This window comes from Streptomyces sp. NRRL F-5123 (genome assembly GCF_000721495.1).
Lineage (GTDB): Bacteria > Actinomycetota > Actinomycetes > Streptomycetales > Streptomycetaceae > Actinacidiphila.
In genome coordinates this window covers 25999-42736 of the sequence record NZ_JOHY01000027.1, presented here as the reverse complement: position 1 = coordinate 42736, position 16738 = coordinate 25999, and the positions used below count along the sequence as shown (strand labels likewise).

Below are 16738 nucleotides of genomic sequence, written 5' to 3'. Positions count from 1 at the left end.
CCCACTCCCAAGGAACCCCATGTCCCGCATGCGTCACCGCGCCAGACCCGTCCCGACCGCCGCCGCCGTGGCCTCGCTGGCCCTGACCCTGGTGGCCTGCGGCAGCTCCGCCGGCTCCGGGGCGCCTGCCGCCGATGCGGGCAAGGGCACGGTGGTCGTCGGCGCCCTCTCCAACGGCGCCGCCAAGCAGACGTCCATCGCCGTGTCCGAGGTGGCGGCGATCCGCGCCGAACTGCCCAAGTCCGTCATCGACGGGGGCGAACTGTCCATCGGGCTGGGCTTCCTGCCCTCGGGCTCCCCGCCCATCGGCTACGTGGGCACCGACCAGAAGACCCTCACCGGCTCCGAGCCCGACCTGGGCAGGCTGGTCGCCGCGGTCCTCGGCCTCAAGCCGGTCTTCGGCAACGCGACCTGGGACAACCTCTTCGTCGGCCTGGACAGCGGGAAGTCGCAGGTCGGCTTCTCCAACATCACCGACACCGAGCAGCGCAAGGAGCACTACGACTTCGCCTGCTACCGCAAGGACAACCTCGGCTTCGCGGTCCGCAAGGACGACACCTGGAACTTCGACGGCGACTACCGCAACCTGGCGGGCAAGACCGTCGCGGTGGGCTCGGGCACCAACCAGGAGAAGATCCTGCTGAAGTGGCAGAGCCAGCTGAAGGCGGCGGGCAAGAAGCTCACCGTCAAGTACTTCCAGGACGGCAACAGCACCTACCTGGCGCTGTCCTCCGGCAAGATCGACGCCTACTTCGCGCCCAACCCGAGCGTGGCCTACCACGTCACCACGACCGCGGGCACACCGAACGCGACCCGCAGTGCGGGCACCTTCTCCGGAGCGGGGGCGAGCCTGCAGGGGCTGATCTGCGCGACGACGAAGAAGGACAGCGGGCTGGTCAAGCCGCTCGCCGACGCGATCAACTACCTGATCAAGGGCGGGCAGTACAGCGCCTGGCTGGCCGCCTGGAACCTCAGCGACGAGGGACTGCCCAGCTCGCAGATCAACCCGCCGGGACTGCCGGTGAGCAACTCCTGAACCCCTGCCCTGTCCGTGCGGGCCGGGACCGCCCCGGCTCCCCGACCAGGTCACCTTCCACGAGTGCCGACGAGCAGGCGCAGAACGGAGCACCGTCCCGGCCATGTCCACCAGTCTCCCGCCCCGGCCCCAGCCTTCCCGACCGCACACCGAGGACCCGCCCGCGTACACGGAGGGCACGACTGCGCCGACCGGCTCGCCCGCTCAAGCCGGCCCGCCCGCGCCGACGGGCCCGCACGTGCTGGACAACGCGGTCTGGGCCGCACTGAGCGGCCCGCACCGCCACCTTGCCGAGACCGTGGGCCAGGCTGCCCGCTACCGCACCGACGTGTCGCCCTTCGTGGCGGTGGCCGACTCCGCGGACCCCCGGTCCTGGGCGGATCTGGCCGCGCTGGTCGGGCCGGGGAATTCCTTCGCGATGGCCGGGGTGCCGGCGCCGCCCGACGGCTGGGCGACCGGACAGTCGGGGCAGGGCGTGCAACTGGTGGCCACCGCGCTGGAGACCCGCAGCGACCCCGAGGCGGAAGCGCTCGGCCCCGCCGACGTGCCGGAGATGCTGGAGCTGGTCGGGCGCGCCAAGCCGGGGCCTTTCCTGCCGCGTACCGTCGAGATGGGCGCGTACTACGGCATCCGCCGCGAGGGCAGGCTGGTGGCGATGGCGGGGGAGCGGCTGCGGCTGTCCGGCTGGACCGAGATCAGCGCGGTGTGCACCGACGAGCGGCACCGCGGCCAGGGCCTGGCCACCCGGCTGGTCCGCCACGTGGCGGACGGCATCACCGCACGCGGCGACACGCCGTTCCTGCACGCGGCCGCGGTGAACACCCGTGCCGTACGTCTCTACGAGTCGATCGGCTTCACCTTGCGCCGCACCACCGTCTTCCACCTCCTGAAGGTCCCCGGCGGCCGCTGACCCGCCCCCGGCCCGCCGCCGGCGCCGCAGCGGGCGGTGGGTTGCGGGAAGTCGGGCAGCGCCTCGACGCACGCGACTCTCCGCCGCACCAGGCGTTCGGAACGTGTGGGATCGTTGCCGATGCGCAGGGAGGAGTCGCTCGCCACGGCTTGACGTGGGGTGAGGGTGCGGGGAGGACGGCTGACGTGGCGGGGGCAGGGGACTTATGAGGAATTTCGCGGCCGAGCGGAAGCGGATACGGAAGTCGCCTCCGCCTGAACTCGTGGCCGAGGCCGCGGCCAATCCCGGCGGGGCGGTCGCCGCCATCGATCCCGATTACATCGGTCACCCCGACGGTTTCGTCCCCGGCGAGGCGGTTCATGGCTACTGGCTCGTAGGGGAGGACGGGAAGCTGACGGGGGAGTTCAGGGAGAACCCGGACTACGGGCCGCCCAAGGACGACTTCGCCAAGCTCACCGGCACGGACCACTGGCTCGGCTGGCTCGGTGACGACCCTGCCGGGGCGGTCCGCGGGGGGATCCTCGACTGCCTGCTGCCGCAGGTGCCGACGGCGGTCCTGGAGTGGGTCAAAATCCTCGACGAGCCCCGGTTCCTCACTTTCGCCCGGCGTCGCCCCGACGACGAGGAGAGCATCGTCGTCACGCGGGCCGGACTGACCGTGTCCTTCGCGCTGTCGGTGGTCGGAGGCGCGAAGCGGGAGGTCCTGACCGGCGCCTTCTCCTGGGCCGCGGTACGGCTGGACCGGCCCGGAGGGAGGAAGGACCGGTTCTGGCTGGACCTGTGGACCGATCTGGACCCGGCGGCGGAGCAGCTCCGCGAGCGGATCTACGCAGTCGGCTCGGGCGGCGGCACCGCGGGGCCGGGGGCCGGCTGAGGACGGTGGCACGTACAGCCCCGGGATGCCGAGCACGCCGGTGGCGCGGACCGTCCGGACCAGGGCGTTGAGCACGACGGCCGGCTCCTTGAGGTCCGGAAGCGCACCGTTGTGCGCGTGGGCCCGGCAGCCGACCGCGTCCACACCCTTGTCGGTGCCCTCGCCACCGGTCCGTCCGCGGATCCGCTCGGCCGGGTCGTAGGGCACGCGCGGCCGGACGGCCTGGCCGCCCCTTTACGGGCCCATGGCCACGCAGCCGTATGCGCCTCCGGTGGAGCCCGGGTTCGCCAGTCCTGCGGCTGGGGGCCGGGTGCTCCGCTGTTTGCCTGCGGCTTTCGGGGCAAGCCGACCCTGGGGGTCGGTGGTGAAGGAGGTGGTCCTGGTGATGCTGGGGAATCGGTATCGACTTGATCGGGTGGTGGGGCGGGGTGGTACGGGCGAGGTCTGGGCGGCCTGGGACCTGCGGCTGGCGCGTCCCGTGGCCGTGAAGCTGGTCTCGGCCCGGGCGTCGCAGGAGGCGGTGGCGCGTTTCCGGCACGAGGCCAGGACGGAGGCCCACCTTCACCACCGGCACATTGTCGAGATCTACGACTTCGGTACGCAGGACGGCCGTTCGTACCTGGTGATGGAGCTGGTCGAAGGCCCCACCCTCGCCGACGTGGTGAAGGGGCGCGAGCCGCGGCCGGCGTCGTGGGTGGCGGGTATCGGCGCGCAGATCGCCGACGGGCTGGCGGAGGCGCACCGGCGGGGGGTGGTGCACCGGGACATCAAGCCGTCGAACATCCTGCTGGACGGTGGCGCGAACGTGAAGATCGCGGACTTCGGGATCGCCCAGAGCGCCGGCCAGGAGACGACCACCCGGATCACCTGTGCGGGGACGGTCACCGGTACCAGCGCGTACATGTCGCCCGAGGCGGCGCGCGGGCAACCGCTCACCGCGGCGGCGGACGTCTACTCCCTGGGCTGCACCCTGTACCAGGTCCTGGCCGGTCGGCCTCCGTTCGTCGGTGAGCACCCGCTCGCGGTGCTCTGCCAGCAGGTGGAGTGCGATGCACCGCCGCTGCGGGAGTTCCGGCCAGGCCTGCCGCAGGAGGTGGAGGCGTTCGTCCTGCGCATGCTCGCCAAGGACCCGCGGGCCAGGCCGACAGCGCTGGAGGTACGGGACTGGTGCGCGGCCGCGGCCCGGCAGAGCGCCGCACCTGCCGTTCCCGCCTCCCCCGTGACCGTGCACGCCCCTGGCGTGCGGCCCGGACCGGGCCCCGGCGACCGCGGCGCCGCGCCGGTGACGGTCCCGGCGCCGGTCCGTGCCCACCGCAAGGGCCCGGTCGCCGCCGGGGCGACCGCGGCCGTGGCCGTGATCTCGGCGGCCGTCATGGCTCTCGCCTGGCCGGCGTCCGACGGTCACACCGCACCCCCGCAGTCGGGCAGCCACCCCACATCGCACGCCACCAGCGACGCCCACCACCGCGCCACACCGAACCCCGGCTCCCACCCCTCCTCCCGCACCTCCGCGCCGGGGGAGGAACCGCTGCCCGTGAGCGACCGGCAGCCGTCGCCACCCGGGGCGCCGAGCACCACGGGCCTTGTCGACACATCCGTGACCGCGCCCCGGCGAACGCCGGGCGGCAGCGAGCCGGCCGCCCCCGCCCCGTCGTCCACGCCCGATGCTCGTGATCCCTCTCCCACCACCGCTCCGCCGACGCCGACGACCCCGCCGTCCTCCGCCACCACGGAGCCCGGCCCCACGGCGACGACCACTCCGCCCACGAGCACGGACACCCTCGGCTGAAACAGCGCCCGGCACGGTCCCGGAGGGCGTTCGACGTGACCGAGTCGCCGGTGCGGCGGCGTGCCGTCCGCCGCGTACGGCCCCCGGCGTCGGCCCGGCCACCCTCCTGCACGAGGACGAGCCGTCGCGCGTGCGGGCCTTGCCGCAGGGGATGCCGGCTGCTTGGGCGGATTCGGGGCGTACGGGCTCGACGCGGCAGCCGGTGAGGAACTTGCCGAGCCGGACCTGGCGGCGGGGGCGGTGCCAGGGCGGCGGCCGGTTACGTGTCGGGGCGCAGCGGGCACGTATCGCCTCATGCCCCTGCTCGTCGGAACATCAGGGTGGCAGTACCGGGACTGGCGTGGCGTGGTCTACCCGCCGAAGGTGCCGCAGCGGTCGTGGCTGGAGGAGTACGCGAGCCGGTTCGCCACCGTGGAGAACAACAACGCCTTCTACCGGCTGCCGACCGCCGACACGTTCGCGCAGTGGCGGCGCCGCACGCCGGACGGCTTCGTCATGGCGGTCAAGGCCAGCCGCTACCTCACGCACATCAAGCGGCTGCGCGAGCCCGAGGAGCCGGTGCACCGGCTGATGGAGCGGGCTGCCGCCCTGGGGGACCGGCTCGGGCCCGTGCTGCTCCAGCTGCCGCCGAACCTGCGAGCCGACCCGGACGCGCTCGGCGCCTGCCTGCGCTGCTTCCCCCGCTCGGTCCGGGTCGCCGTCGAGCTGCGGCACCCCTCGTGGTGGCAGGCCGAGCGGGACCTGCGGGCGGTGCTGGAACGCCACGGCAGCGCCCTGTGCTGGGCGGACCGCGGCTCGCGCCCGGTGGCGCCGCTGTGGCGCACCGCCGACTGGGGCTACGTGCGCCTGCACGGTGGGCGGGCCGAGCCGGCTCCCCGCTACGGCCGTACGGCGCTGCGCTCCTGGGCCGAACGCGTACGGCAGGCGTGGCCCGATGACCGGGACGACGTCTACGCGTACTTCAACAACGACGCCGGGGGCGCGGCCGTCACCGACGCCCGACTGTTCGCCCGCTCCGCCGGGGCCGCCGGCCGGACCGTCAGCCGCGTCCTCTGACGAGCAGCGGGTGACGGGTGGCGGACCCGGACGCGTACTGCCCAGCCCCCGGGACCGCCGGGCGGGACGGGGTCAGACCCGTCCGCGCCACGCCCCGGATTCCAGGCCCCGGGACTCGATGTACTGCTTGAACCGGTTGAGATCGCCCTTGGCCTGCCGGCGGACGAAGCCGAGCTTGTCGCCGACCGTGTCGGTGATGCCGTGCGGGTCGTGCTCCAGCTGCAGCATCACCTTGGTGTGGGTGTCGTCGAGCCGGTGGAAGGTGACGACGCCGGCCTGACGGGCCTCGCCCGCGACGGTCGTCCAGGCGACCCGCTCGTCCGGTACCTGCTCGGTGATCTCCGCGTCGAACTCCCGCTTGGCCCCGCCGACCTCGGTCACCCAGTGGGTGAGAGTGGGCGTGCGCTGCTCGATGCGCTCGACGCCGTCCATGAAGTGCGGGAACTCCTCGAACTGGGTCCACTGGTTGTACGCGGTGCGGACCGGCACATCGACTTCCACCGATTCCTCGACCGTGGACATGGCCGAACTCCTCCCTGTCGTCGGATCGGTACCCCGGGGCGAGTGCCCGCTCAGCGCGAGTCGACACATACGCGTCGGCCGGTGGCCCGGCCGGGCAGCGGGCGCCGCCGCCCAACTGCCGCCCGCGGGCCGCCGCGTGGCCCCGCACGCGGCAGGAGGGAGCGCTCACCGCGCCATCGGGTGCGCCCGTTGACGCGCCGGCCCGGGCACCGGCCGAAAGGCAGGGGAGCCGGGCCCCGCCGGGCACCCGCCGCGGCAGAGGACGGGACGCACGCGCGGCCGCCGCGCCCGCCCCCGGGCGCCGCCGGAGCCTCGGAGGCGCCCACCGGGATTGCCCCCCACCGGAACGGGCAGCCGACCCTCATGTCCCGAAGCGAACGAGAGGCCACGTTCGAGGGAACCGGGCTCTTCGACCCGCAGGATCTGCGGCTGCCGGCCGTGGTCGACCGCGTGCGGGAGGAGCCGCCGGAGGAACTCGACGCCATCTACTACGACACGCCGGACCTGCGCCTGCTCACCCGCGGCATCACCTTGCGCCGCCGCAGCGGTGGACACGACGCGGGCTGGCACCTGAAACTCCCTACCGGCGGTCCCGCACGCCTTGAGGTGCACGCCCCGCTGAAGGCGGGCAAGGGCCGTGCGGTGCCCGGCGAACTGCTCAACCGGACCACGGCGTACGTGCGCGGCCGGCCGCTGGTGCCCGTCGCACACCTGCGCACCCACCGCCGACGGCATCTGCTGCTCGACAAGCGCGAGCGCTGCCTGGCCGAGGTCGCGCAGGACGCGGTGGCCGCACAGACCCTCGCCCCCGTGCCGGAGCGCGGGCAGGGCGAGCCCCCGTCCGGTGGCAGGGCCGGCGGCGGCAAGGGCGGCACCACCCGCATCACGCAGTGGTCGGAGATCGAGGTCGAGCTGGTCGACGGGGACGCCGGCCTGCTGGACGCCGCCGCCCAGCGCCTGGACGCCGCCGGTTGGCATCCCGCGGCCACGCCCCGCAAGCTGGACCGCGCGCTGGCCGACGAACTCGCGGCCGCACGCCCCGGTCCTGGCCGCGGGGCCCGGCGGGTGCGGGCGGGCTCGGTGGGGGAGGCGGTCATGGACCGGCTCGGCACGCAGGTCGACGCCCTCCTCCGGTCCGACGCGGGAACGCGCGCCGACGCGCCCGACGCGCTGCACCAGATGCGGTCGGCGGCCCGGCGCCTGCGCGATGTGCTGCGGGCCCACCGTCGTGTGCTGGACCGGTCGCGCACCGACCGCGTCGCCGGCGAGCTGCACTGGCTGGTCGGGGCGTTGGCCGACGCCCGCGACCACGAGGTGCTCGCCCGGCGGCTTCCCGCGCAGGCGACCCGGCTGAGGCAACTGGACCCGGACCCGGCCGTCCGCGCCGCCGCCGACGGGCTGGCCGCCCGGCTGCGGGAGCAGGAAGGTGCCCGGCACGCCGCGGCGTGGGGGAGGGCGGTCGCGGCCCTCGGCTCGGCCCGCTATTTCGCCCTGCTCGACGACCTCGACGGCCTGCTCGCGGATCCCCCGCTCCGCCGCAGGGCGCGCCGGCCCGCCGGGAAGCAGCTGCGCAAGGCGGCAGAAGCCGATCGCCGGCGTCTCCTGCGCCGGCTGGCCGCCGCGGAGCGGGGACGCGAACAGGCCCTGCACCAGGTGCGCAAGGCCGCCCGCCGCGCCCGGCACACGGCGGAGGTCGCGCTGCCCTACGGCGGCAAGAGGGCGCGGCGGCTGCGCAAGCGCACCAAGAAGCTCCAGCAGCTGCTCGGGGACCACCAGGACGCCGTCGTCGCCCGCCGCACGCTGGTCGCCCTGGCCGAGGAGGCACACGGTACGGGTACGGACACCTTCGGCTACGGCCTGCTGTACGCGATGCAGGCGGCCGACATGGCCGAAGCCGCGCGCGGCCTCCCCCGCCGCGCCGACCGCGCCACCGCCGCGGGCCTGTCCCGCTTCGCCTGACGGCGCCTCATACGGCGCCGGAGACAGCCCGCGGCACGAGGAGGGCGAGCCGGTGCCGCGGGCTGCGCGTGCGGCGGAGGGGCGGGTACGGCGGCAGCCGCCCCGGCCGGGCGCTGTGCGCAGGTGTGGGGAGGGTTGCCGATGCCCCCGCACCCCGGGAGCCGCTCCGGCGGCTCCGTCTCCGGGCCCCGGGAGCCGCTCCGGCGGATCCGTCTCCGGGCGCCCCTCCGGCGTCAGATGACGATGACGCGGCGTCCGCGCGTGTGGCCCGCCCGGCTGTCGGCGTGGGCCTTCGCCGCCTCGGTGAGCGGGTAGGCCTTCTCGACCGGGATGCGCAGCTTTCCGCGAGAGATGAGGTCGGCCGCGGTGGCGAGGGCGTCCGGCATGCTGCCGGCCACGCCGGAGAAGCGGACGCCGAACTCCGGCGCGCCGAGATCGGCGATGGAGACCACCTTCCGAGGGTCCCCCGTCAGATCGACGAGTTCCCGGATCACGCCCGATCCGGCCAGGTCGAGGGCCGCGTCGACGCGGCCGAGCTGCCGTACCCGCTCGGGCCAGCCCTTCTCGTAGGTCGTGGCGAGGGCGCCCAGGCCGCGCAGGTAGTCCTGGTTCGCCTCGCCCGCCGTGCCGATCACCGTGATGCCGCGGTCGCGGGCGATCTGCAGCACCGCCGAGCCGACTCCTCCCGAGGCGCCGCTGACCAGCAGCGTCTGGCCGGGCCGCACGCCCACCTCGCGGATGACGCGTAGCGCGGTCTCCACCACGGAGGGGTACCCGGCGGCCTCCTGGAACGTCACGCTCCCGGGCATCCGGGCCCATGCCGTCAGCACCGCGAACTCCGCGTAGGTGCTGGAGCCTTCGCCGAAGACGTGGTCGCCGACCTCGACGTCCCGCACGCCCTCGCCGAGCTCGTCCACCACCCCGGCGGCGTCCTGCCCGACCCCGCTGGGCAGCTCCACGGGGTGGGCGCCGAGTTTCTGGCCCTCTCGCAGCCTCCAGTCGACGGGGTTCACGCCTGCCGCCCGTACCGCGATGCGTATCCGGCCGGGGCCGGGGCCGGGCACCTCGGCGTCGGTGAGGCGCAGGACATCGGGACCGCCGAACTCGGCGAAGCTCACTCTCTTCATGCCCCGGACCCTAACACTAACCGTTTGCTTTTTGTAGTTGTTATGGTTTCCTACCTGCTAGGGTCGGGGCATGACCGTGCCGCCCACCCGCCGCGAGCGCAAGAAGGCCGCGACCCGCGAGAAGATCGCCGTCGCCGCTCTGCGGCTCTTCCTGGAGCGCGGGTACGACGCGGTGGGGATCCGTGAGGTGGCCGCGGAGGCCGACGTGGCCGTCACCACGCTCTTCTCCCACTTCGCCTCCAAGGAGGCGCTGGTCTTCGAGCGGGACGACGACTTCGAGCAGCGCCTCACGCGGGCGGTCACCGACCGGGCTCCCGGCGAACCGCTCATCCCCGCGCTGCGCCGCGAGGTCCGGGAACTCGTCCGCCACTGCACGGCGGACAGCGCCGCACCGGTCTGGCGGATGGTCGACGCGACTCCCGCGCTGCGCGCGTACGAGGAGTCGATGAGGCTGCGCCACGCGCAGTCGCTGGCGTCGGCCATCGCCGCCGATCGCGACCTGTCGCGGAGTGCGACGGCGAGCCGGACCATCGCGAGGTTCGTGATCGACGCCTATTCGCTGGCGCGCGAGGCGCACAGCCCGGACGCCGCGCTGGACGAGATCTTCCCGATGATCGAGGCGGCCTGGGCCGCCACCGGCCCCGTCGGCGGCGCCGCTTTCCGCGGGTAGCCGGCGCCCTGCCCTGCTGCCGGGCTGCCCGCGCGGTGCGGGCGCACCGGCTACGAGGGGGTGCGCACGCGTGCGGCGAGCGCCGCGGGGGAGCGGGCCAGGACAAGTGCCGCGGCGCCGAGGACTTCCGCGCGGTCGCCGAGGACTCCGGTCATGACCTTCGCTGTGGCGGCGGCGCCGGTCAGGCTGTGGCGGTGGATGGTGGCGCGGATCGGTTCCAGCAGCACCTCGCCCGCCGTGGCCAGTTCACCGCCGACGACCACGAGTTCGGGGTTGAGGACGTTCACGACCGCCGACAGGGCGAAGCCGACGGCCTCGCCGGCGTCGGCGACGGCCCGGAGTACCCGCCGGTCGCCGGCCGCGAGCAGGGTGGGCAGGCGGTCGGCGGCCGGCCGGTCGATGACGTGTTCGAGCTGGCGCGCCACCGCGACGGGACTCGCGACGGTCTCCAGGCAGCCCCGGTTGCCGCACGGGCAGATCACGCCGTCGGGCCGGACGCAGACGTGGCCGATCTCCCCGGCGGTGCCGCGGGCGCCGCGGTAGGGCCGGCCGGCGAGGATGAGCCCCGCGCCGACACCGGCGGAGAGCCGGACGTAGATCATGTCGTTGATGCCCTGGCCTGCGCCGAAGGCGTTCTCGCCGAGGGCTCCGACATCGGCGTCGTTGGCCAGCTGGACCGGAACGCCGAGCCGTTTGCGCATCTCGGTCGCCGGGAGGACTCCCTGCCAGCCCGGAAGGATGCCGTCCGCCCTGACCTCGTCGGTCACCGGGTCGATCGGCGCGGCCAGTCCGATGCCGGCGCCGAGCACCCGGTCCGGCGTGACCGCCGCGTCCCGCAGCGCCCGCCGCACCAGGTCGTGTGCGAGGTCGAGCGTCGCCGACGGCGCCTCGTCGACCCGTGCGGGGGACCAGTGTTCGGCGACCGGCTCGCCTGCGAGGTCGCAGATGATCACGCGGACGTGCTCGCGGCCGATGTCGATGCCGATCGCGAACGCCGCGCCCGGCACAAGTGACAGGAGCGTCGGCCGTCGCCCGGTGCCGCGGTTGCGCTGCTCCTCCTCGGGAGCTTCGTGCTCGCGGAGCAGTTCGGCGCGGTCGAGCTCCTCGGCCACGCTCGACACGGTGCCGCGCGACAACCCGGTGCGTCTGGCGATGTCGGTCCGGCTGCAGCCGGGGTGGAGGTAGATCGACTCGATCACCCGCAGCCGGTTGAGGTCGCGTACGCCGAGCGACGACGGTGGAGGCGGCACGGCTACTGGCTGGTTCACGGGAGCAGGGTAGTTCAGCGCGTACCGGTCGGGAGCGCCTGCGGTGGTTCACCGCCAGGGGGCGCCGCGGCACCGGCAACACGGCAAAGATCGGCGCAACCAAGGAATCTGACGCTTCCGTGCATGCCTCTTGTTTCAAATTTCGACCGAAGAAGCACGCGCGGAGTGCAGGACCGTTGACTCGACATCAAAGTTGCGCGTAACGTCCCGCCCGCCGATCTGACGAGAGCGAAGGTGAACCATGCGAAATGGTCGAGATTCGCGGTGGATCGCATCCACTGGTGGACAGCAGGCGGATGGCGAAACCGGGCAGGCGGGCCGCCTGACACGCAGGGCGTTGTTCGGGGCGGGCGGAGCCGCGGTCGCGGCGCTGTCCCTGGGAGGCACGGCGCAGGCGGTTGCGGCCCCGGCGGGTCCCGGCAGGCCGCCGGGGGAGGGCACGTTCGGACCGGTCACGGTCTCCGACCCGGCGTCGGGCGCGTCGTACGCGCGGGCCGTGCGGCTCGGCGAGGGCGGTCCGGGCGGATCGCAGACCCTGCTGGCGACCTTCCAGCAGTTCAGCTCACCGGGCGGGTTCCAGATCTTCCGCAGCGACGACGGCGGCCGTGCCTGGCGTCCGTGGAGCAACGTACCCGCCGACGGCGACTCCGGAAGGATCTGGCTGCAGCCGTTCCTGTACGAGTTGCCGCGCGCCTTCGCCGGCCTCCCGAAGGGCGCGGTGCTGTGTGCGGCCAACTCGCTGGATTCCACGAGCACACGGATCGTGCTGTACGCGAGCGTCGACCGCGGCCTGCACTGGACGTTCCTGAGCACGGTGGCGGTGGGCGGCCCGCCCAACCCGCAGAACGGCAACACCCCCGTGTGGGAGCCGTTCCTGCTGCTGCACCAGGACCGGCTCGTCTGCTACTACTCCGACCAGCGGGACCCGAGTTACGGGCAGAAGCTGGCGCACCAGACCAGCAGGGACCTGCGCCACTGGGGTCCGGTCGTCGACGACGCCGTGGGCGAGGAGTACAGCCGGCGACCGGGCATGACCACCGTCGCGCAGGTGCACCGGAGCCTGTGGATCATGACGTACGAGTACGGGGTCTCGGACACCTACTACCCCGTGCGCTACAAGCTCGCCCGGGATCCGGAGTCGTTCGGCCCGGCCCCGGCGCAGGAACTCCTCGACCAGGACGGCTACGCCCCGTCGGCTGCCCCCACCGTGTCGTGGTCCGACTCCGGCGGCCCCATGGGCACCATCGTCCTCAGCGCCAACAGCGACGCGGACTTCTTCGTCAACCGGGCCCTCGGCGACCCCGGCAAGTGGACGCGGGTGTCCTCGGCGATGCCCAGGGGATACAGCCGGTTCACCATCCCGCTGGCCGGCCCGGGGCCGTGGGACCGACCGGGCCTCGTCTTCGTCGTGACCGGCGCCCCCTACGCCGAGGAGGCTCCGATCCAGGCAGGCGTCGTACAGCTGGACTGACGGCGACCCGACGGGCCTGCGGGCGAGCCTTCGAGGGGCCGGCGGTCACGCGGATCCGGCTCGCGTCCGACGTTCGCGGACGACCGGCGCGCCGGTCCCCGCAGGTGCCCGCCGGGACCCGCAGCGGCAAAGGGACACGCTGGAAGGCGCCCCCTCCGCGCCTTCCAGCGCGTCTTGGACGGCTGGCTCACTCCGGCCACCAGTTGAACGGCGGCCGAGGGGGCAGCCGAAGCCACAAGGACTTCGCTCCGGACACGGACATGTGTGTTGCCCTGCCTCCTCGAGGACCGGTTCGTGTCCGGTCCGGTGGGACCGGTTCAGGTTCGGTCCGGTGGGACCGGCTCGTGTCCGGTCCGGTGGGGTCGGCTCGCGCGGCGATCACCGCAAGTCTGCGGTGAGCTGCTGTCCTTCGGCTGACGGGCCGCTGCCGGTAGCAGGCCGGTACCCTGATCTGCCGGTTGCCGACGACGTGGGGGAGGGGCGATGGCGGACGGACGGCCGGTGTCCTTCGGCGCGCGGTTGCGCGGGTACCGGCGGCGGGTCGGGCTCAGCCAGCGGGAGCTGGCCGAGAGGGCTGGACTCGGCGTGACCACGGTGCGCGACCTGGAGCAGGGCCGCACCCGGCAGCCCCAGCTGCCCTCGGTGCGGGCGTTGGCCACGGCGCTCGGGCTCGACGGGCACGAGGCGGCCGCGCTGCGTCATGCCGCCGTCGTGGAGGAACCGGCGGGGGAGCACGCGGCGGCCGCCGAGCAGCAGGGCACGGTCAGGGTCGGCCTGCTCGGACCGCTGACGCTGCGTCGCGGACCGGCCGAGGTCGCGCTGGGGCGCGGCGGGCGGCGCCTGGTCCTGGCCCGGTTGGCGTTGAGCGCCAACGCCACTGTGCCGGTGCACGAACTCGTCGACCTGCTGTGGGGAGGCCACCCGCAGCCGGCCGACACCCACCAGCTCCTCCAGACCTATGTGTCGCGGTTGCGCCCGTCCCTCGATCCGGCCAGGCCGGGGCGGACGGCCGACAGCGTGCTGAGGCTCGGCCCCGGCGGCTACCGGTTGGTGCTCTCCGAGCAGCAGCTGGATGTGACGGAGTTCCGCGAGCTGGTCCGTGCGGCGCGCCGGGCCGACCCGCAGGACGCCTTGGCGCTCCTGGAGAAGGCGTTGGGGCTGTGGCGGGGCTTTCCGCTGGCCGACGTGCCCGAGATGAGCGCGCACCCGCTGGTGACCGCGCTGGCGGACGAGCAGGTGGAGGCCGCGCTGCGGTACGCCGACCTCGCCGCGCTGTCGGGCGGGTACGGGCGGGCGCTGCCCGGGCTGCGGGTGCTGGCCGCCGCCCACCCGCTGCACGAACCGTTGCACGCCCGGCTGGTCCTGGCGCTGGCCGGCGCAGGCCTGCAGGCCGACGCCCTGGCGGCGTACGACAGCATCCGGCGGCGGCTGGCCGACGACCTGGGCATCGACCCCGGCGACGAACTGGCCGCGGCCCACGGGAAGGTGCTGCGGCAGGAGATCACCGCCGCCGGCGCCCGCCCGGCCCGCGGCCGGGCGGCGCCGGAACCGCCCGGCCCGTCGTACCCCGCGCCGAGGCAACTGCCCGCGCCTCCGAGGCTGCTCACCGGCCGGGTGGGGGAACTGGCCGACCTGGGCAGCCTGCACGACGCGTCCGCTGTGGTCATCACCGCTATCGACGGCATGGCAGGCGTGGGCAAGACCGCGCTGGCCGTGCAGGCGGCGCACCGGATGGCCCACCGGTATCCGGACGGGCAGTTGTTCATCGACCTGCACGGGTACACCGACGGGGTCGCGCCGGTCGAGCCGGGCGAGGCGCTGGGCCGGGTGCTCCGCTCGCTCGGGGTTCCGGGCGAGCGGATCCCGGCCGACGTCGACCAGCGCGCCGGGCTGTACCGCAGCCTGCTGGCCGACCAGAGCGTACTGATCGTGCTGGACAACGCCGCCACCGAGGCCCAGGTGACGCCGCTGCTGCCCGGCGCGTCCGGCTGCCTCGTACTGATCACCAGCCGGCGCCGGCTGTCCGGTCTCGACCACGCCCAGACCCTGTCGCTGGACGTCCTGCCGCCCTCCGACGCCGTCGCGCTGCTGCGCCAGGCCGCCGGTGAGCACCGGCTGACCGGCCAGCGACCGGGCCTGGTCGACGAACTGGCCGAGCTGTGCGGCCGCCTGCCGCTGGCGATCTGGATCGCCGCCGCCCGGCTGCGGTCACACCCCACCTGGGAGCTGGAGCACCTGGTGGGGCGGCTTCGCGACCGGCAGCACCGGCTCGTCGAGCTGACGGCCGGGCAGCGGAGCGTCACCGCCACCCTCGACCTGTCCTACCAGGACCTCAGCGCCGACCTGCAGCGCACCTACCGGCGGCTGGGCCTGCACCTCGGCGCGGACTTCGACCGGTACGCGGCGGCCGCGCTGCTGGACGCCGGCGAGCAGGAGACGGGCCGGATGCTGGAACAGCTGCTGGAGGCGCACCTGCTGCAGGAGCCCGTCCCGGGCCGTTACCGTTTCCACGACCTGACCCGTGCGCACGCGGTCCGCACCGCGACCGAGGGCGAGACCGAGGCCGACGCGCGCAGGGCGATGGACAGGCTGCTCGACTATTTCCGGCACACCGCGTCGGTGGCCATGGAAGCCGCTCACCCGCACGAGCGTGGACAGCGCCCGCAGGTCCCCGCCGCCCGCACCCCCTGCCCGCCCCTGCCTGACCAGGCGGCGGCGCTGCGCTGGCTGGACGACGAATGGCACACCCTGCTGGCCGCCGCGAGGTACGCCGAACACGACAGGCCGGAGTACCTGCTGCACCTGGCCACCACCGTGTCCCAGCACCTGTTCACCCGCGGCCGGTTCCACGACGTCGAGACGCTCCACGAGCGGGCGTTGGCCACCGCCCGCGCCACCGGCCATCGCGCAGCCGAACTGGGGGCCCTGGCGGGTCTCGGCCAGGTCTACTGGTTCCTGGGCCGGTACGACCGGGCCACCGACTGCCACCAGCAGGCCCTGCGGCTGGCCCGCGCCACCGGCAACCGGATCAGCGAGTCGTACGCGCTGGTCGGCCTCGGCCTCCTCCACCTCGCGCAGGGCCGGTTCGACCGGGCCACGGACCACTACGAGCAGGCCCTGCGACTCGCCCGCGCCACCGGCAACCGCACAGCCGAACTGGACGCCCTGGCAGGACTCGGCCACATCTGCCGCCTGCTGGGCCGGTACGACCGGGCCACCGAGTGCTACGAGGAGGCCCTGCCACTCGCCCGCGCCACCGGGTACGTCACCGGCGAGTCGAACGCGCTGGCCGGCCTGGGCCACGTCCATCTTGCGCTGGGCCGGTACGACCGCGCCACCGAGTGCTACGAGGAGGCCCTGCCACTCGCCTACGCCACCGGGTCCGTCACCGGCGAGTCGAACGCGCTGGCCGGCCTGGGCCACGTCCATCTCGCGCAGGGCCGGTACGGCCGGGCCGCCGACATGTACCGGAGGCTGCAGGACATCGCCCACGAAAGCGGCGTCCTCAACTGGCAGTTCGAAGCGTGGCAGGGCCAGGGCCGGCTGCAGCACGCCACCGGCCACCCGGACGTCGCCCTCACCCACCACGAGCGGGCTCTCGCACTGGCCACCGAACTGGACCACCCGGAGGACCGGGCCCGCGCCCACGACGGCCTCGCCCACGCCCACGCGGCCCTGCACCAGTACGACCAGGCCCGTACGCACTGGCAACGCGCCCTGGAGATCCTCGACCGCCTCGGTGTCGACCGGACCGACGGGGAGACCACCCCCGCCTCCATCCGCGCCCACCTGGCCGACTCGGCGTCACTGGGGGGTGCTTGAGGACGGCCCCGCCGCGGCTGCGCGGTACCGCGAGTCCACGGTCCGAGGGCAGGCCCCTGGCCGCTTGTCCCTGGCCGTCGGCGGCTCCGCCGGCACCGGATTCGACAACGCCGGATCCGCAGTCGAACGTCCTTGGCGAGTACGACGAGGTCGACCAGGTTCCTGCGGGGTTCGAAGAGCTGCCATCCGAACAATGCGGGTACGGTGCGGTACGCCCTGGCCTCGGAAGATGCC

12 protein-coding genes and 1 pseudogene are annotated in these 16738 nt (G+C 74.2%); 9 read left to right on the top strand and 4 right to left on the bottom strand.

Going from position 1 to position 16738, the window contains the following annotated elements; translation table 11 throughout:
- The first annotated feature begins 19 nt into the window (after positions 1-19).
- The 3 genes from IH54_RS0121780 to IH54_RS0121770 all read left to right on the top strand — a co-directional run bounded on the left by IH54_RS0121780 (position 20) and on the right by IH54_RS0121770 (position 2820).
- Entirely contained in the window at positions 20-1036 is a 1017-nt protein-coding gene (locus tag IH54_RS0121780; RefSeq protein WP_031519327.1) for a transporter substrate-binding domain-containing protein, read from the top strand.
- A gap of 103 nt (positions 1037-1139) precedes the next feature.
- Positions 1140-1946, top strand: coding sequence for a GNAT family N-acetyltransferase (locus IH54_RS0121775; protein WP_107060228.1), 807 nt, complete (start codon positions 1140-1142; stop codon positions 1944-1946).
- 262 nt (positions 1947-2208) lie between these two features.
- Positions 2209-2820, top strand: coding sequence for a hypothetical protein (locus IH54_RS0121770; protein ID WP_234343690.1), 612 nt, complete (start codon positions 2209-2211; stop codon positions 2818-2820).
- Here the strand turns inward: IH54_RS0121770 and IH54_RS47020 are convergent.
- Positions 2809-3105 (bottom strand): annotated as a pseudogene (locus IH54_RS47020) (hypothetical protein); the annotation flags it as partial. The gene IH54_RS0121770 and the pseudogene IH54_RS47020 sit on opposite strands and share 12 nt — an antisense overlap.
- A gap of 76 nt (positions 3106-3181) precedes the next feature.
- Between IH54_RS47020 and IH54_RS0121765 the strand changes: the two are divergent.
- Both IH54_RS0121765 and IH54_RS0121760 read left to right on the top strand, forming a co-directional pair.
- Complete coding sequence (locus IH54_RS0121765; protein ID WP_078862420.1) at positions 3182-4609, top strand: serine/threonine-protein kinase; 1428 nt, start codon at positions 3182-3184, stop codon at positions 4607-4609.
- A 294-nt stretch (positions 4610-4903) separates the two neighbouring features.
- The gene (locus tag IH54_RS0121760) at positions 4904-5665 is read left to right on the top strand and encodes a DUF72 domain-containing protein (RefSeq protein WP_031519316.1); all 762 of its coding nucleotides are present in this window, start codon (positions 4904-4906) and stop codon (positions 5663-5665) included.
- Between the two features lie 72 nt (positions 5666-5737).
- Here IH54_RS0121760 and IH54_RS0121755 read toward each other — a convergent pair whose 3' ends face one another.
- Positions 5738-6187 carry an SRPBCC family protein gene (locus tag IH54_RS0121755; RefSeq protein ID WP_031519313.1) on the bottom strand — a complete coding sequence of 150 codons (450 nt, stop codon included), beginning with the start codon at positions 6185-6187 and terminating at the stop codon, positions 5738-5740.
- 363 nt (positions 6188-6550) lie between these two features.
- Between IH54_RS0121755 and IH54_RS0121750 the strand changes: the two genes are divergently transcribed.
- A complete protein-coding gene (locus IH54_RS0121750) occupies positions 6551-8146 on the top strand; it encodes a CYTH and CHAD domain-containing protein (protein ID WP_031519310.1) in 1596 nt (531 codons plus the stop codon).
- A gap of 233 nt (positions 8147-8379) precedes the next feature.
- On the opposite strand, the gene IH54_RS0121745 is transcribed toward IH54_RS0121750, so the two are convergent.
- On the bottom strand, positions 8380-9273 hold the full coding sequence (locus IH54_RS0121745) for an NADP-dependent oxidoreductase (protein ID WP_031519308.1): 894 nt from the start codon (positions 9271-9273) through the stop codon (positions 8380-8382).
- 70 nt (positions 9274-9343) lie between these two features.
- Between IH54_RS0121745 and IH54_RS0121740 the strand changes: the two genes are divergently transcribed.
- Complete coding sequence (locus IH54_RS0121740) at positions 9344-9943, top strand: TetR/AcrR family transcriptional regulator (RefSeq protein WP_031519305.1); 600 nt, start codon at positions 9344-9346, stop codon at positions 9941-9943.
- A gap of 50 nt (positions 9944-9993) precedes the next feature.
- On the opposite strand, the gene IH54_RS0121735 is transcribed toward IH54_RS0121740, so the two are convergent.
- A complete protein-coding gene (locus IH54_RS0121735; RefSeq protein ID WP_078862419.1) occupies positions 9994-11211 on the bottom strand; it encodes an ROK family transcriptional regulator in 1218 nt (405 codons plus the stop codon).
- A 337-nt stretch (positions 11212-11548) separates the two neighbouring features.
- On the opposite strand from IH54_RS0121735, the gene IH54_RS0121730 reads away from it, so the two are divergent.
- Positions 11549-12682, top strand: coding sequence for a hypothetical protein (locus tag IH54_RS0121730; protein ID WP_199923437.1), 1134 nt, complete (start codon positions 11549-11551; stop codon positions 12680-12682).
- Positions 12683-13165: 483 nt separating this feature from the next.
- The gene (locus IH54_RS47745) at positions 13166-16504 is read left to right on the top strand and encodes a tetratricopeptide repeat protein (RefSeq protein WP_063762346.1); all 3339 of its coding nucleotides are present in this window, start codon (positions 13166-13168) and stop codon (positions 16502-16504) included.
- Positions 16505-16738 lie beyond the last annotated feature (234 nt).

Excerpts from the sequence above, each read along its gene's own strand:
- IH54_RS0121760 (WP_031519316.1), top strand. The coding sequence starts at position 4,904 with ATGCCCCTGCTCGTCGGAACATCAGGGTGGCAGTACCGGGACTGGCGT.
- IH54_RS0121755 (WP_031519313.1), bottom strand. The coding sequence starts at position 6,187 with ATGTCCACGGTCGAGGAATCGGTGGAAGTCGATGTGCCGGTCCGCACC.
- IH54_RS47745 (WP_063762346.1), top strand. The coding sequence starts at position 13,166 with ATGGCGGACGGACGGCCGGTGTCCTTCGGCGCGCGGTTGCGCGGGTAC.
- IH54_RS0121750 (WP_031519310.1), top strand. The coding sequence starts at position 6,551 with ATGTCCCGAAGCGAACGAGAGGCCACGTTCGAGGGAACCGGGCTCTTC.
- IH54_RS0121745 (WP_031519308.1), bottom strand. The coding sequence starts at position 9,273 with ATGAAGAGAGTGAGCTTCGCCGAGTTCGGCGGTCCCGATGTCCTGCGC.
- IH54_RS0121740 (WP_031519305.1), top strand. The coding sequence starts at position 9,344 with ATGACCGTGCCGCCCACCCGCCGCGAGCGCAAGAAGGCCGCGACCCGC.
- IH54_RS0121780 (WP_031519327.1), top strand. The coding sequence starts at position 20 with ATGTCCCGCATGCGTCACCGCGCCAGACCCGTCCCGACCGCCGCCGCC.
- IH54_RS0121775 (WP_107060228.1), top strand. The coding sequence starts at position 1,140 with ATGTCCACCAGTCTCCCGCCCCGGCCCCAGCCTTCCCGACCGCACACC.